This is a genomic window from Ruminococcus sp. AM42-11 (assembly GCF_003480145.1).
GTDB classification, from domain to species: Bacteria; Bacillota; Clostridia; order Lachnospirales; family Lachnospiraceae; genus Blautia_A; species Blautia_A faecis.
On record NZ_QUIO01000028.1, the window covers coordinates 1 to 14,414 of the forward strand.

Genomic DNA, 14,414 nt, shown 5'->3' on the forward strand with positions numbered 1-14,414 from the left:
TTTTCTATGTTCTTGTTCTTATAAGTTCCTAGTAAGTAAACTATTTTATTTGATGTTTCAGGCTAAAAAATTTGCCCCATTTTACGCTAAAGTTTATTGCCCTCGAACATAGTATTTCTGACCTTGAAGTCATTATACGAAATTTATATATTTCTTGCAATAGTTCGAGTCCCAATTTCGCAATATTTTACTTATTTTGCTTAATATATTACGGATATTGATCAATATCATCATCATCTTTATTTCTTCCGGCAGTAAGACAAGCTGTAAGAATAAGTCCAACTACTCCACCAACACAAATGTGCAGCCTACAATACAAATAAATGTACCAATACCAAGTGTAATCATGCAGTCTCATCCTCCATTCTGTTAATTTCTGTATCAAGCAATTCTAAAGCAGTATAAAATTTAGTGTCGATTTCTTCACAAATGCAATCAATAACATTTTTAATAATTTTTTTACGAATATAATTGAGCTTTTGATCTTCTGCAAAATCGTCTATAGATATATTCATTTTCAGATCATCAGAATCAAGCTCAACACCATTTTTATGTTCTTCTAATCTTCTTTCAAGATACCATTTAGCTTTTTTTAAATCCTGAAGCTCTTTTTGCTTGTCACCAACATATTTCTTACCGGCTCTGCAGATATATTTAACTACATTACCAAGGCAATAACCAAGTCCCCAGTCTTCTATAAAATTAATTACCTGGTATTTTGTTCCGCAATAATGAGACGGATTATCTACTGCATTATGTCCAGAAACTGGATCAGAATATGCTTTAGATACAGTCTTACAATTATCTTTTCTAACAAATGTTTTGAAACTATATGATAAATTACCGTATGTATTATCTATAGATTCAATTTCATCAAAATTGTTTAGAAGGTACTCAATTGGGAAAAATACATCTGCTGTAGAGATACATCTATCACCTAAATTAACGATTGTAGCATAAACTTTTTCGCAATAAGGTAAGAACATTTTGTAAATACTTTCTCCGCCAATTGCAAAATATTTATTTGGACTACTTAAGAACAGCTGTAGAAAATCGTCTTTACTATCTAATGTACATACGAGTGTACCATTACAGTCAAGATCAGAAAAATAATTTGCAGTATTGCTATAAATATAATTTTTTCTTCCAACGAGTGGTTTGTTGCCAATACTGTTCCATGTTTTTCTTCCCATGATAACAGAGTTGCCCATAGTAATCTCTTTAAACCTTTTCATATCTTCTGGAATCTTATAAAGTAAGTCACCATCTTTACCGATTCCACCAAAATTATCCATACAAACGATTGCTGATAACATAATTTTTCTCTCCTTAAATACCTAATGGTAGCTTCAATTGTGGCTTCATTGGCTTGTAATTTTCCATAGAAAAGTCGTCAATTGTCATGTCGTAAAAGTTATTTTTTTCTGGATTTAATACCAATTTTGGCATCAAATTTTTATCAATTTCACTATTTTTTAACGCCTCAAAAGTGACTAAATGTCTCTCATTTGCGCGATGAATTAGCTCTTTTGCTTGGTCAATATGGAGGTCGTATACCTGTTCATTTGCTACGAAATGAGTAAATTTTCCAGGCTTATATCCGGTGTGTTTTGCTACCATCATGAGCAGTGCAGCGTACTGGGTTTCATTAATTCCACCTCCACCGCTTGCAGCTAATAAGTCACCTGATCTCTGGTTTAGGAACAGGTCTAAATACTCTCCACGTACTGTCCAGATAGTCTCATAAGCACATGGTTTAAGACCGTTTGGTTCATCTTTAAATTCTTCTTCCTGCCACAAATTACAGATATGATAACGTCCATATGGGTTGTTTTTGATATCATCTAAAACACGCTTTCTAAACAGATCATAACGGTGTACTGTATGACCATATCTATATCCATTTGTACCATCTCCAATATCCCACAAATTCCAATATGATACGCCCATTTCGTTCAAAACTTTGAGGTCATTTGACTCTTTTTGGAAGATCCAAAACATCTCTTTGATTGCACTTTTCCATGCAATTGGACGTAAAGTACAGATTGGAAATTCACCTTTTGAGAGGTCATATTGACGCATTTGATGTGTCACAAAATAGGTATGTGCAGGAGTTCCATCCTCATATTTTGGTCTAGGATTTTCATCTTTAATACCATTTTGAAGGATATTATAGATAGATTCTACGAGATATTTATCGGCTTTTGTCATCAGTCCATATTCATATTCCATGCATTATTCCTCAACTTTCCATTTAGAAATATCTTCTTCAAATTTAGAAATTACGTCCTTATTATTGGTATGAATCACAATAAAAATTTCTTTTGGGATTCCAAGAGACAATAATCCCATAATAGATTTTGCATCAATGACATATCTGCCACATACTGCGTCAATATCATAATTGTATTTATCAATAGATTTCACGAGACTATTAGCATCATTCAGTGTATTCAGTTTGATTCTCATTATTTTCATCTTCTTTCACTTCTTTATTTACTATATCTTCATCTTCTAAAAACAATTTATATCCATGTTTATCATTACAAATGTTATATAATTTTGCATTTGCATCTTCGGACGCAGGTACACCCTTTTTGTGAGTGTACCTTTTGCAAATGTTTTGTTTTGGACATGTTTTAGAATTTTCATCTAATGCACAATAATAAAATGTGTCCATTTATTATTCTTTCTTGTCAGTTGATCCGAAACCACCGTTACGTGTTGCTTCTACATGATCGTCTTCTGTAATTCCATATTCTAAGAAAATTCCCTGGGCGATAGCTGCATTGCTTGTTACTGAAAACTCTTTATCTCCACGATTTACAAGTTTAATAAAAATGTGACCTTCGTTGTCAGAGTTAATAAAATCGCAGTCTATAATTCCTGTTCCATTTACTAGATTGCACTGATATTTAAATCCAAGTCCACTTCTTGGGTAAATCATAAGAACATAATCTGTATTCATACAACATTTAATACCTGTTGGAATTTTAATTACTTCTCCTGGCTTTAGTGTAAATGAAAATGGAGTTCTAATATCAAATCCTGCGCTAAACTTTGTAGCTCTTGTAGGTAACTCTAATCCATAATACATACTTTCAATTTCTTGTCTGAGTCTCTTGGATGTATCATCACCTGCAAGTCCAAATGTATCTAAATAATCTTTTTCAAACTGCTTATAGCTTACTTTCTCAAATTTTGCTACCCTCTTCATTAATCTTCATCCTCCTCGTCCCATGGATCATATTCATCGCAACATTCACAATCACCGTTGCAATGCAATTCTTTATTTGGATTAACTCTAAACATATATTTTGGATTAACTCTAAACATATATTCAAGAATTCTGTTTTCACCAATAGCTTCAATTGCATCGTAAGCTGTGTCTGCATCAGAAAACAATACAGCACCGACTGGTGGTAAGTACGACTCCGTTTCAACAGTAATTGACATGTCATCTTCATCGAATGCAATCCAGAATGCATCTGACGGATGTGCAGTTTCACCATTGTGTTCGTCTGCATAATTCTGAAGTTCTATCATAACTTTCCTACGTTCTACCTCAAATTCTGCTTCTTCTTTTGTTTTATAAATATTCCTAAAATTATAATATTTGTTATCGATAATATCATTGTCCCATCTAAGAAGAGCTATATCATCGCAAGAATCAATACGAAAATAATTTTCACCAAATTTTGGTTTCCAACGTTTATTTGCATCTTTCTTTTTATTCTCTTCTTTATTTGTATTTGCAACTTTCTGTAAATCCTCTTTTACTCTTGAAAGTGTCTGTGTAATAGCTTTGATAACCTCTGGACTACATCCAGATACATCAACGTTATATCCAATACAATTTGTATCCATATTTTATTTCTCCTTCTCTTTGTATAAGTCTTTAATTTTTTCTTCTAAATATTTCAAATATTCATCCCACATATTTTTCGTGTAGATATACTCTTTAGTCTGACGTGCCATCATTAACTTTTTCATATCAGATTTATAATCAAATGGTTTATTTCTACGACCTAGCTTTTTTGCAAGAACATCTGACAAAAATGACTGTGTAAATCTTGAGAAAGTTAATAAGTCCTCTTTCTGAACAAGAGCGATTATTTTCTTATATTCATCCATTTTGTCCGTTGGTATTGTAACATCTGCTTTTGGAAAATTTTTAAGACTATAAGGTGTGATATCTGCACCAAATGATGATGCTTTTAATAGATTTGCAACTGCGTCCATATCTGCAGTCTTGAATTTAAATTCTACTTCACTATCATAGATATGTGGATCTGAATATGGAATATTTGTTTCATCAAGTTTCTTTAAAATATTTTTCCCACGAATAATGCTTGGGATGTAAGCTACAAAAGTACCTCGACCATAATAATAAATTTTATTACCGAATTGACATTTAATATATAAGTCATCATAGCTTTTATCAACGGTTCCATCTTCTTCTCTTGGCACATCATGACTTTCTGGTGAGAGTTCCGGCACAATTCTGTACTTACCTTTAAAATGCTGTGTTAAATAACTCATAGGCATTCACCTCAATATTCTTCGTAGTAAGTTTCATCACTTACTTCTACTTTATTTTTCTCTGCAGCATGGATTTTATCTAATGCCTCTTTACGAGTTTGAAATACATAGTCGCCAAGAGCGTTATATCCAAATAAGTATGCACGTTTATCTTTTTTATCAACTCCGCAAAAATAATCATCTTCAACTGTACGAACTTTCAATTCACACAGATCATAAGTACCATTTTTCTTTAAGATTCTTGCATAATAAACCATGTCACCTTTATTTATTGTGCTGTACATGTTTTTTCTTCCTTTTCTTTTCTGTATTCCACAGGATTTTTTGAGTACAGAGGGAATCAAGTGTAGCAATGACATTCTCGATAACCTCTTCAAGTTCATAATTTTTACCACAATCCCAGTTGTAAATAGGAAAATATATCTCATCATGGTCCATATCTGTAACTGTGAGTGTATATGTATTATCTGACAAATCAATGTCAACTGTTAACCTATCAATGTCTTTATATACAAATTTGTTAAAATATGCGTGGTCACCATAAATTTTAAAGCCATTATTTCGAAGCTTATTAAAATCCATTTTAATGTGTAAAACGTATTTATCATGAATGTCATTAATATTCATCTTGATTTCCTCCATATAAGGGAGTCGGTTAAGACTCCCATAATTATTTACTTAATCACACTTACTCCAACCACAATCTTTACATGTATTGCAACCACCTTCAAAAACTAAATTTCCACCACACTGAGGGCATTTAGAAGATGTTGCATTTGCAACAATTTTCTTTTTTGACTGTTTTGGTGTATCAATTATCTCTTCTGAATCATCAGAAATTTCATCCTGCATTTCTTTGTACATGTCAATAAGAGCATTTCCGATAGCAACAGGACAACAAGATCCTTTTGATGTATCGTGTTTTGTTGCTGTTCTTACTGCGTAAGATGGACATGTTCCGCTTGACTTAAGCTGATCAATGATTGAATAAATATCAATTCCACCTCTTGCTGCAAGAGAAATCATTCTGGAAAGCCCGATCATGAATTGGTTACATCCGCCTGAAGATCCCTTACTTAAATATGTTTCAAGAAGTTCTCCTGTATCTGGATCAAAGAATGCTTCACAATGCAATGTTCCACATCCAGTCTGTAATGTACGTTTCTTACCAACACAGTTATCATCAGCTTTAATGATCATTCCTCTGCCAAGAGTTGTTTTAGGCTTTTCAGATGTTTCATCATCTTTTTTACTATCTGATGTTGTAAGAATTCCTGCACGTTTACATCCATCACGGAAAATTGTGATACCTTTAAGTCCTGCTTCCCAGGCTGTCATATATAATCCTTCAACTTGCTCTACTGTAAAGTCGTTTGGAACATTAACCGTAGAACTAATTGATGCATCAATATGTGTCTGCCAAATACTCTGCATATAGATACGATTCTTATAATCAAGTGTCTGTGCAGTTACAAAATAATCTGGTAATTCAGAATCGTCTTTTAGATTATTTTTTCCATATAATCTTTTACGATTGGTGTATACACTTTGTAATACTCATCATGTCCTTTAAGAGACTCTGTTTTTCTTGTATAGTAGTTTGCGAAAATTGGTTCGATTCCACCAGATACTCTAAGCATTGTAGAAAGTGTTCCGGTTGGAGCAATTGTAAGAAGTTGAGAATTTCTAAGACCATACTCTTTTACAAACTGTTTTGTTTCACCAAGAGCATTTTTTGAATAATAAGCAGACTGCTCAACTGCTTCCGGACTATATTTTGGATATGGACCATACTCTTTTGCTAATAAAGCAGACGTTTTAAGTGCTTCATCAGCCATTGCATGACCGATCATATCACATAAATCAATAGCTTCAGGACTTCCATATTTAATACCCATTTTAATCAGTAAATCTGCAAGACCGAAGATTCCAAGTCCGATCTGTCTCCAATCTCTTACAGAATCTCTCTGTTCCTGTAATGGATGTAATGGTAATCCCTCATCAAGGACTTCGTTTAATCCGATTGTTGCAATATGTACTGTTTTTCTAAAATCATCAAAATTAAATCCATGTGGAGTTGCAAACTCAGCTAAATTAATACTTCCGAGAAGGCAGCTCCCACCTGCTGGAAGTGGTTCTTCCTGTTTTATTACCCTATAGGCTTTTTATCCTATAGTTCTGGGGATTTCTCCCATATCCATAAAGCGCAAGTAAAACATTACGGAATACGTCTGTCAATTCAGACCAGCTTAGCATACATTTTCTTCGGGGATAATATTTTGTAATTCTATTAAAAATGATTTCATATTATGTACGTTGTCAAAACAAGTAAATAAACTTCTAAAATCCTTTATTTCATATTTTTTGTTAATTATATTGATTAAACTTGATAATGTTGCTCTTATTTTATTTTTTGGACAATTTAATACTAAATTTTTATTTTGTAATACCCATTTTCTATATCTTTTTTATTTCTTTTTTATGAATAATATTATTTTCATGATTTTTCTTCGCTGCAATATCTACACCTTTTTGCCAAGTTTTAGCATTTGTAGCACATTGATCACTACAATAAATTCTTCTGTTAGTTTCCCATGTGCTCAAAACAATTTCTTTTCCACAATATGCGCAAGTAAGTACTTTTTGTTTTTTTAGGTTTACTCTTTTGTGTTTCATTTCCTTTTCGTAATCCAGCCAACATTTTCTTTGATGTTTCAGGATTTAGCCATTTTATCTTAGTAGTCTCACTTATTTTTCTTTTGGTCTCTTCAGATTTTTTTCCGCCATTACATCCTCCAGAATCAAGATTGTATCCAAATACTTTGTAATTGGAGTTGTAATATTTAATCCAGTATCTTTCTTTTTCATTCAATTCTTCAATATTATCTGCGGAATCTATTTCTTCAAAAGTAAAGTTATTTTCTCCATATTTGTTTATAGCGTTGTGAAAATAAACAGATTTTCTTTTTTCGCACTTTGCTTCTCTAATATGTTGATTTTTTCTATATTCTAAGGAATTAGTAGTTTGTCCAATATATATTTTGTTGTTAATTAAATTTGTTGCTTTATAAATAATCAGATTTATTACCTCCTCTGATTATCCCCTACTGATCCGTACTCGTGGATGGATTATTGCTAACATAACGCTCACCATCTATGCGTTACAATCCCCTATGTTGTAGTAGGATCTCGGTATTCCCATATCCTAAGACTTAGGGTTCACCGATTTTACGGAATGTTTTACTTGCGCCCAAGAACCCAAGCACAAGGATTAGTTCCGGCATAATGAAAATTATTGTCACAACTAAGTAAATTCCAGTTTTCGATTCTGTCCCAGAAAAGCATTCCAGGTTCTGCATAATCCCAGTTCATTTCACATAATTTGTGGAACATTTCATATGCATCAATTGTTTTAGTAATAGTTTCACCTGTCTCAGCTCTAGTAAAGTTAAGTGTAAATGGCTGTTTATTTTTTACTGCGGCCATAAATTTGTCTGTAATACGAACAGAGATATTAGCTTTTGTTACTTTATCAAGATCTGATTTAATTCCAATAAATTCCTCAAGATCTGGATGTTCGCAGGACAAGCTAATCATTAATGCTCCTCTACGTCCCTGTTGACAAATTAATCCAGTGATCAAAGAGTATAAATCCATAAAACTAACTGAGCCTGTTGTGGTTTTTGCAGAGTTTCTTACTACAGACCCTCTAGGTGCTAACTTGCTAATATCGATTCCACATCCACCACCATAAGAATATGTACGTGCAAGTTTCTTTGCACAATCAAAAATAGATTCAATGTTATCCTCTGGAGGTGTAATAACATAACAGTTGCTAAGTGTGGTTTTTACATACTTATCGTTACTGACATCAATATCTTTGTTTACACCTCTGTTAGCAAGGATTCTCCCACCAAAGAGAAATTTCTTATCCTTAATTAACTGTTTTACTTCCTCATTCCAACCAGAAACTCTATCAAGCCACTGATCAAATGTTTCTCCATTAAACTGATACTTTCTCTCCCAGATATCCTGTCCCAGTTTATTGTCTTTTCCTAACCATTCTTGTACAGTCATTTTGTCACTCCTTTACTCTAAATAAAAATCGTTAATATAATCAATCGCTTCATTAATACCTGTGAAAATCACATCACAATCTTCTGGCAGCCATTCATAACTGTCATAATTGTTGAATCCAATAATGGGAATATGGTTATCTACTGCGAATTGTAGTTCTTGAGCTGTTCCGATAGAAGTGTTTGTATGTTCCAGATTTACAAGGATTAAATCACATTTTCGAATACGTGATAAATAGAATTGTTTTACTTGTTTATTAGTGATTGCATTGCCACCATCACGATCAAAATAACGTGTTGGATTGATTACTTTAATAGTTACATCTTTAGCTTCTGAAATATTTTTAAAAATATTCTCAGCTTTTAATCTCCATTCTTTTCCACCGTCATGCATTTCTCTACATGCACCAGCGAGATATACTGTTAGTTTTTCCATAGATTAGTCCTCATAAGATTCTTCGTTTTTATCATATCGAACACATACAAATTTAGGAAACTGTAAAGATAGATTGTCATCATTTTTATTTGTAGACACTGTTTTATATTGAATAGTTACAATTTTTCCAATAACTTCTTCCGGATGATTCCAAAATTTAACTTTTAAATCTTCAGTTAGTCCACTACCGGCTGATACCTCATACCCTTTGTAGCTGCAAACGATCGATCCAACTTTACCTTTATCTCTCCCTTCTCCCTCTTTTACTCCAGTACAGAAAATATCGCATGTATGGAATTGCTTTACCTTAATAAGTTTATTTGTTCTACAGAACTGATATGGGACATCTAAGTTTAACATACATCCCTCCCAATCATTATTCTCTGCATATTCAAGCCACTCTTGAATTTTACTCTGATCTGTGCCATGATATACTCTTGGAACAACTTCGATATTATCAGTGCCATATTCTTTAATTTTTCTTTCAAGTTCATTAAGTTGTTCAAAACGTACACTATATGGAGTTTTTGTATTATGTGTGTGGAATTCTTCAATAGGTAAAATGTCAAACACCACAAGTTTAATATCTGTTTTGTCTTCAATGTTACTATTTACAATTCCTGTTCCTTTTTTAAATGTATCATCGTCACATAACATCTCAGGGTTCTTATAGAGAAGTTCTCCATCAAGAAAATAATCTTTGTATCCAAGAGCTTCGATATCTTTAACAATATGTCCAAGCCCATTTAACTCTTTATTCTGTCTACTCTTAAAACCTGTACCATCATATGGCCCACGTAATCCATTCATCTTTCTTGAAATGTAAAATATTTCCCCTTTCTTTATTTTACAATCTTTAAGTGGTTTGCCGTTTTGAATTTCAAATGTAGAAATAAGTCCTGGAATAATTTGATTAACAAGTTTAACCCCAGCTCCAAGTTTGAATTTTTTAGTTACCATTTCTTCATAAAACTTGCATTCAGCTTCAGATTTAGAATTGTTGCAGATAAACTTTCTAATAGTAGCTACATCTACATCAGTGCCTGTATTATGAGTTTTCAGATAATCAATGACTTCTGAGAAGTTTTTCAATTCAAATGTTACATAATTTGCAGCCTTTGAAATAGTCATCTTCCCCATCTTTGTGGTACTAATGCCTGTAACGGTATTACCATCTAGTAGGAACACCAGACACTTTTTAAGAAGCTCATTATCCTTATTTTCTCTAAGGATACGCTGCTTTTCATTCAGGCTTGAAGTGTTCTGAATAAGTTTTAGAATTTCAATTACTTCTTCCAATAATTAATCCTCCAATCTTCCGATTACTTTTATATGTTCAGTGAACAGCAATGTTAACTGTCCACTACTATGTACTTCTTCAACTGAAATGCAGTTATTACAAAAACCAATATCTGCAATGCATCCTATAATATTACTTTTATAATTATCATCCATGATAAAAACACAGCAGTCACCGATTCTATGTATAACATTATCATCATCTACAAGAGTGTTATTTTTGATGTACATTTAATTAATCACCACCCTCTTGTAAGTCGATTGATGTATGAAGAAGTTCACTAATTGATTTTGTATTTTTATTAAAATATTTCATAACCTCAATTGCAGGTTCGATGTCTTCAAAAAATAAACCAATATATTCATATTCATTTTTCTTTATAAACTTTTTAATTTTATTTAATTGCTTAAGATCGATGTAACAATTTTCAATCAGTCCATCATAAACAATTTTTATATACTCTCCTTTTAATGGATATAACCCTAAAAGTTCTGAAATAGGGATATAAACCTTAACAGTTATTGGATCAATTTTGATTTTATATTCTCTACCATACTTCTTCATAATCTGAGAAATATCATTAATAAGTTCTATCATATTATTTCCCCTTTCTTTTAATTGTGCTTAACCACGTATTTCTTGCATTATTACTTGTATTTAGACATTTGTAGAATGCCTGTGGTTCAGCACATAATAAACATCTTTTCTTTGCTCTTGTAAGCATTGTATATAACATACAGTTGTCCAATAATTTATAATTGGTATTATCAATTACACAAATAACTGTTTTCCTGGAAGATCCTTGCATTTTATGAGTTGTTAAAGCATAAGCCATATCTAAATCTGCAAGTTCACTTCCTTCGTACCTGATCACTTTATCTTGTTTTTCATAAATTATATTGTTATCTTCATCAAAAACTAATCCAACGTCTTTTTCTACTTTGGGACCAAACGACTGATAGGTAACTTCGCAATAAGTCACTGGCTTTTTACCACTCATATCTTCTCCGATAAATGTGATATAACCAATCTCACCATTAAAGACATTTCGATCATAATCATTTACAGTCTGTACAACTTTACATCCAAGTTTAAATTCTTTCTCTCCAAATGAGATTGACTTCCTTTCATCTTTAAGAAGCACTTCTACAATATCCCTATTTAATTCGTATGCACTGTTTAAGCATCCTTCTCTACGAGGTACAGCGATGCCAACATTGTCAACACCATCTGATTTAACGGCTGAGAAGAACATTTTTAATGCAAGTTGATGAAGTGAGTCTCTAGTATCTCTAAACATGTAATACATGTCCTGTAACTCGCCATGAACTAATTTTTTTGATGTAATAACTTCCGTAATGGGGTTTTTATTATCTCGAATGAGATTTGCATCGGTAAGAATTCCAGATTTTTCTGCTTGACGCATAACTTTTGTAAGCTCATTGATATTTTTTTTTGGTAAACAATGAATCAGATCAGAGAATATATTTCCAAAGCCAATAGGTGGCAACTGTTTATAGTCTCCACAGATTATGATTTTTGTATCATCACCTATAGCTTCTAACCATGCTAAGAAAATTTGTACATTTACCATAGAAGCTTCATCCATTAATACTACAGGAGATATGAGCTTGCAATCCTTATTATAATCAAACTTATTTGGACCATGACATCCTAGTGTTCTATGAATCGTCATTGCAGGATAATCTGTAGCTTCTGTAATACGTTGCGCTGCCATTGCGGATAATGCACAGGCTGAAATATTGTGATTTGCCAGAGAATACGCACGAATAATTCCACGTAAAATTGAACTTTTACCGGTACCGGCTTTTCCTGTAACGAAGCTAATACTCTGCGTTAGTATAGAGCGTATAATTGACTTTTGCTCATCGGTATAGGAAAATCCTTGTTCCTGTTCCGCTTTAGCGATTCCTGCCTCTATTTCATCGTTTTCTATAGGCACTGGTGACGGTTTATTTAATCTTTCTTGAATGATAGACAAAATTTTCATTTCAAGATTGTAGTATAGCTTAAGTCCAATTCTGTTTTCATATTGATGTAAGAATGAATTATTTTCAATAACTCCATCAAATACATCTATACACTCTGGAGCTGAATCTTCAACTGCAGCTTTTAAAATATCTACACTACACCAAGTGTGTCCATCATTTTCGCCAATCTCTGTAAGATAATAAGAAATAAAAGCAATACATCTTTCTCTGGATTCAAGAAGTTCAGGTTTTAATTTAAGTGCCAATTTATCTACCTTCTTAAAACCAAACCCTTTCATAGAACATAAATAATATGGATTGTTTTCAATCTTCTGTTTTAATAATCCAGGGTTTGGTTCGTTACTAAGAAGGTTTTTAATCATTGTGAATGTAACACCTAATGGCTTTAATAACGTGATAATGTCTGATATAAGATAGTTATCAATTATCTTGTCTTTTATTTTCTTCCAAGTTTTCTCACGAACACCTTTAACTTTTGAAAAATCAATTGTATCCAATTTACCATCAGCTACATCATTTACAACATTTGGATATACAGTTAGCAATGAATCTGCCACACTTTCTGGAATAAGTGATTTAAGGAAAATCTTAGAATCTTCTACAGTCTGTGGAGCTAATGCATAAACTGTGATTGGTACATACTGTGCTCCATATTTTTTATCATCCTTATATGTTGCAGTAATCTTATATTCTGAACCAATACACAGTTGCTGCATTCGTCCTGCTAGAGTTCCGACAAAAGCATCACCATGCTCATCTCCAAATAAGTCCTTATGAGTAGTTATCTTCTGACAATTAGGAAGCTGATCAGTTGTATTGAATGAATAAACTCCCCAAGATGTATTTTCACTGTAGAAGCGCTCATATGAAATTCTGGCTGTAAATTCAAACTGCTGATCATCATTACTAATTTGTTCTGAATAACTCATTATACTTTTGCCCCTTTCTTTCTAACATATTTTATCCATTCGCTATATGGTTTGATTTTTTCTACAATTACTTTTTCTTCACTGTCCTTTTTGCAAAGGATTGCTACTTGTTGACCTTTCTTTATAAGATCTTCAAATTCTTTTAATGTTGAATGCCATACAATACCTTCTACAAGCCCAAAGCTTGAATAGATATTAATATATGCAAACTGTTTGCCATTTTTATCTTTCTTCTTTTGCACCTTTGCAATAATTCCAACAATCGTACATTTGTCACCATTTTCAACATCTTCAAATGGAACTAAAAATGTATAAGCTGCATCAAATGGATTATCATTAATAAATACTTGTAATGTTTGAAATTCCCAAAACTGCTCATCTTCAAGGTATTTATTATTTTCCTCTATATATTTCTGGTATCTGATTTCCTGTTTTTGATTAAAGTCTTCTTCCTTTAATCTGTTATATTCTTCTAAAAGTTTTTCTTTATCGTACTTAACTCTTTTACTTGTGCTTGGGATCTCATATTTTGATAAATCAATATGCCATTCTTCTTCAAGTTTTTTATATGTTGGCAAAGACTGTACTTTTGAAAACTTCAATGCTTGATATTGTGACTTTAAATAAGAAATCAGTTTTTTCTTTTTATTCTTACATGGAATTGCTCCAGATTTAATTAATGCCATAACAGCTGATTTACTTAGCGGAATTCTTGAGATTAAGTCTTCAAATGATTTAAATTTACCATTTTTATCTCTTTCTTCTATAATCTGAGCAGATAATGATTCTCCAATTCCACTAATGGCTGATAACCCAAATAAGACTTTGTCATCATGTACTGTAAAATTCATTCCAGATAAATTAATATTTGGTGGACTTACTTCTACATTAAAATATCTTGCATCTAAGATATATTTATTAATAGCACCTGCTTTGTCTTTATTCTGATTAAACAATGCTTTAAAGAAATATGTTGGGTAGTGTGCTTTGAACCAAGCTGTTTCGAAGCAAAGTACAGCGTAACTATATCCATGGGACTTGTTAAAAATGTACCCTCCTTTAGCTGACATATCATCTGCAATTTGATTAGCGAGTTTGTTTGAATATCCATTTTGCACA

At 32.4% G+C, this 14,414-nt stretch carries 19 protein-coding genes; all 19 read right to left on the minus strand.

The window, feature by feature from the left end:
- Positions 1–344: 344 nt before the first annotated feature.
- Entirely contained in the window at positions 345–1,316 is a 972-nt protein-coding gene (locus tag DW904_RS15370; RefSeq protein ID WP_118582348.1) for a dihydrofolate reductase, read from the minus strand.
- Between the two features lie 13 nt (positions 1,317–1,329).
- Positions 1,330–2,232 carry a thymidylate synthase gene (locus DW904_RS15375; RefSeq protein WP_243110439.1) on the minus strand — a complete coding sequence of 301 codons (903 nt, stop codon included), beginning with the start codon at positions 2,230–2,232 and terminating at the stop codon, positions 1,330–1,332.
- 3 nt (positions 2,233–2,235) lie between these two features.
- Positions 2,236–2,427: an HPr family phosphocarrier protein gene (locus DW904_RS15380; RefSeq protein ID WP_243110440.1), complete on the minus strand. Its 192-nt coding sequence runs from the start codon at positions 2,425–2,427 to the stop codon at positions 2,236–2,238.
- 13 nt (positions 2,428–2,440) lie between these two features.
- Positions 2,441–2,680, minus strand: coding sequence for a hypothetical protein (locus tag DW904_RS15385; protein ID WP_118582354.1), 240 nt, complete (start codon positions 2,678–2,680; stop codon positions 2,441–2,443).
- A gap of 3 nt (positions 2,681–2,683) precedes the next feature.
- On the minus strand, positions 2,684–3,217 hold the full coding sequence (locus DW904_RS15390; RefSeq protein WP_118582357.1) for a deoxyuridine 5'-triphosphate nucleotidohydrolase: 534 nt from the start codon (positions 3,215–3,217) through the stop codon (positions 2,684–2,686).
- Positions 3,217–3,867, minus strand: a complete 651-nt coding sequence (locus DW904_RS15395; protein WP_118582360.1) for a hypothetical protein — start codon at positions 3,865–3,867, stop codon at positions 3,217–3,219. Before DW904_RS15395 ends, DW904_RS15390 begins: the two co-directional genes overlap by 1 nt.
- A 3-nt stretch (positions 3,868–3,870) precedes the next feature.
- Positions 3,871–4,542 carry a hypothetical protein gene (locus DW904_RS15400; RefSeq protein WP_118582363.1) on the minus strand — a complete coding sequence of 224 codons (672 nt, stop codon included), beginning with the start codon at positions 4,540–4,542 and terminating at the stop codon, positions 3,871–3,873.
- Positions 4,543–4,553: 11 nt separating this feature from the next.
- Complete coding sequence (locus DW904_RS15405) at positions 4,554–4,826, minus strand: hypothetical protein (RefSeq protein ID WP_118582366.1); 273 nt, start codon at positions 4,824–4,826, stop codon at positions 4,554–4,556.
- Entirely contained in the window at positions 4,807–5,169 is a 363-nt protein-coding gene (locus tag DW904_RS15410; RefSeq protein ID WP_118582369.1) for a hypothetical protein, read from the minus strand. The genes DW904_RS15405 and DW904_RS15410 overlap by 20 nt, the downstream gene beginning before the upstream one ends.
- 51 nt (positions 5,170–5,220) lie before the next feature.
- Positions 5,221–5,982: a hypothetical protein gene (locus DW904_RS25785; protein WP_347562169.1), complete on the minus strand. Its 762-nt coding sequence runs from the start codon at positions 5,980–5,982 to the stop codon at positions 5,221–5,223.
- Between the two features lie 62 nt (positions 5,983–6,044).
- Positions 6,045–6,692, minus strand: a complete 648-nt coding sequence (locus tag DW904_RS25790; protein ID WP_347562170.1) for a hypothetical protein — start codon at positions 6,690–6,692, stop codon at positions 6,045–6,047.
- 434 nt (positions 6,693–7,126) lie between these two features.
- Positions 7,127–7,627 carry a GIY-YIG nuclease family protein gene (locus tag DW904_RS15420; RefSeq protein WP_118582372.1) on the minus strand — a complete coding sequence of 167 codons (501 nt, stop codon included), beginning with the start codon at positions 7,625–7,627 and terminating at the stop codon, positions 7,127–7,129.
- 155 nt (positions 7,628–7,782) lie between these two features.
- Positions 7,783–8,619 carry a hypothetical protein gene (locus DW904_RS15425; protein ID WP_118582375.1) on the minus strand — a complete coding sequence of 279 codons (837 nt, stop codon included), beginning with the start codon at positions 8,617–8,619 and terminating at the stop codon, positions 7,783–7,785.
- 12 nt (positions 8,620–8,631) lie between these two features.
- The gene (locus tag DW904_RS15430) at positions 8,632–9,054 is read right to left on the minus strand and encodes a nucleoside 2-deoxyribosyltransferase (RefSeq protein WP_118582378.1); all 423 of its coding nucleotides are present in this window, start codon (positions 9,052–9,054) and stop codon (positions 8,632–8,634) included.
- 3 nt (positions 9,055–9,057) lie between these two features.
- Entirely contained in the window at positions 9,058–10,353 is a 1,296-nt protein-coding gene (locus DW904_RS15435; RefSeq protein WP_118582381.1) for a hypothetical protein, read from the minus strand.
- Between the two features lie 3 nt (positions 10,354–10,356).
- Entirely contained in the window at positions 10,357–10,584 is a 228-nt protein-coding gene (locus tag DW904_RS15440) for a hypothetical protein (protein WP_118582384.1), read from the minus strand.
- Positions 10,585–10,588: 4 nt separating this feature from the next.
- Positions 10,589–10,951: a hypothetical protein gene (locus tag DW904_RS15445; protein ID WP_118582387.1), complete on the minus strand. Its 363-nt coding sequence runs from the start codon at positions 10,949–10,951 to the stop codon at positions 10,589–10,591.
- Between the two features lies 1 nt (position 10,952).
- A complete protein-coding gene (locus tag DW904_RS15450; RefSeq protein ID WP_118582390.1) occupies positions 10,953–13,295 on the minus strand; it encodes an AAA family ATPase in 2,343 nt (780 codons plus the stop codon).
- Complete coding sequence (locus DW904_RS15455) at positions 13,295–14,413, minus strand: DUF655 domain-containing protein (RefSeq protein WP_118582393.1); 1,119 nt, start codon at positions 14,411–14,413, stop codon at positions 13,295–13,297. Before DW904_RS15455 ends, DW904_RS15450 begins: the two co-directional genes overlap by 1 nt.
- Between the last annotated feature and the right edge of the window lies 1 nt (position 14,414).

What these genes read in the sequence shown, in the direction of transcription:
- DW904_RS15430 (WP_118582378.1), bottom strand. Translation starts at nt 9,054, where the DNA reads ATGGAAAAACTAACAGTATATCTCGCTGGTGCATGTAGAGAAATGCAT.
- DW904_RS15445 (WP_118582387.1), bottom strand. Translation starts at nt 10,951, where the DNA reads ATGATAGAACTTATTAATGATATTTCTCAGATTATGAAGAAGTATGGT.
- DW904_RS15450 (WP_118582390.1), bottom strand. Translation starts at nt 13,295, where the DNA reads ATGAGTTATTCAGAACAAATTAGTAATGATGATCAGCAGTTTGAATTT.
- DW904_RS15390 (WP_118582357.1), bottom strand. Translation starts at nt 3,217, where the DNA reads ATGAAGAGGGTAGCAAAATTTGAGAAAGTAAGCTATAAGCAGTTTGAA.
- DW904_RS15425 (WP_118582375.1), bottom strand. Translation starts at nt 8,619, where the DNA reads ATGACTGTACAAGAATGGTTAGGAAAAGACAATAAACTGGGACAGGAT.
- DW904_RS15395 (WP_118582360.1), bottom strand. Translation starts at nt 3,867, where the DNA reads ATGGATACAAATTGTATTGGATATAACGTTGATGTATCTGGATGTAGT.
- DW904_RS15370 (WP_118582348.1), bottom strand. Translation starts at nt 1,316, where the DNA reads ATGTTATCAGCAATCGTTTGTATGGATAATTTTGGTGGAATCGGTAAA.
- DW904_RS15410 (WP_118582369.1), bottom strand. Translation starts at nt 5,169, where the DNA reads ATGAATATTAATGACATTCATGATAAATACGTTTTACACATTAAAATG.
- DW904_RS15375 (WP_243110439.1), bottom strand. Translation starts at nt 2,232, where the DNA reads ATGGAATATGAATATGGACTGATGACAAAAGCCGATAAATATCTCGTA.
- DW904_RS15440 (WP_118582384.1), bottom strand. Translation starts at nt 10,584, where the DNA reads ATGTACATCAAAAATAACACTCTTGTAGATGATGATAATGTTATACAT.
- DW904_RS15385 (WP_118582354.1), bottom strand. Translation starts at nt 2,680, where the DNA reads ATGGACACATTTTATTATTGTGCATTAGATGAAAATTCTAAAACATGT.
- DW904_RS15400 (WP_118582363.1), bottom strand. Translation starts at nt 4,542, where the DNA reads ATGAGTTATTTAACACAGCATTTTAAAGGTAAGTACAGAATTGTGCCG.
- DW904_RS15405 (WP_118582366.1), bottom strand. Translation starts at nt 4,826, where the DNA reads ATGTACAGCACAATAAATAAAGGTGACATGGTTTATTATGCAAGAATC.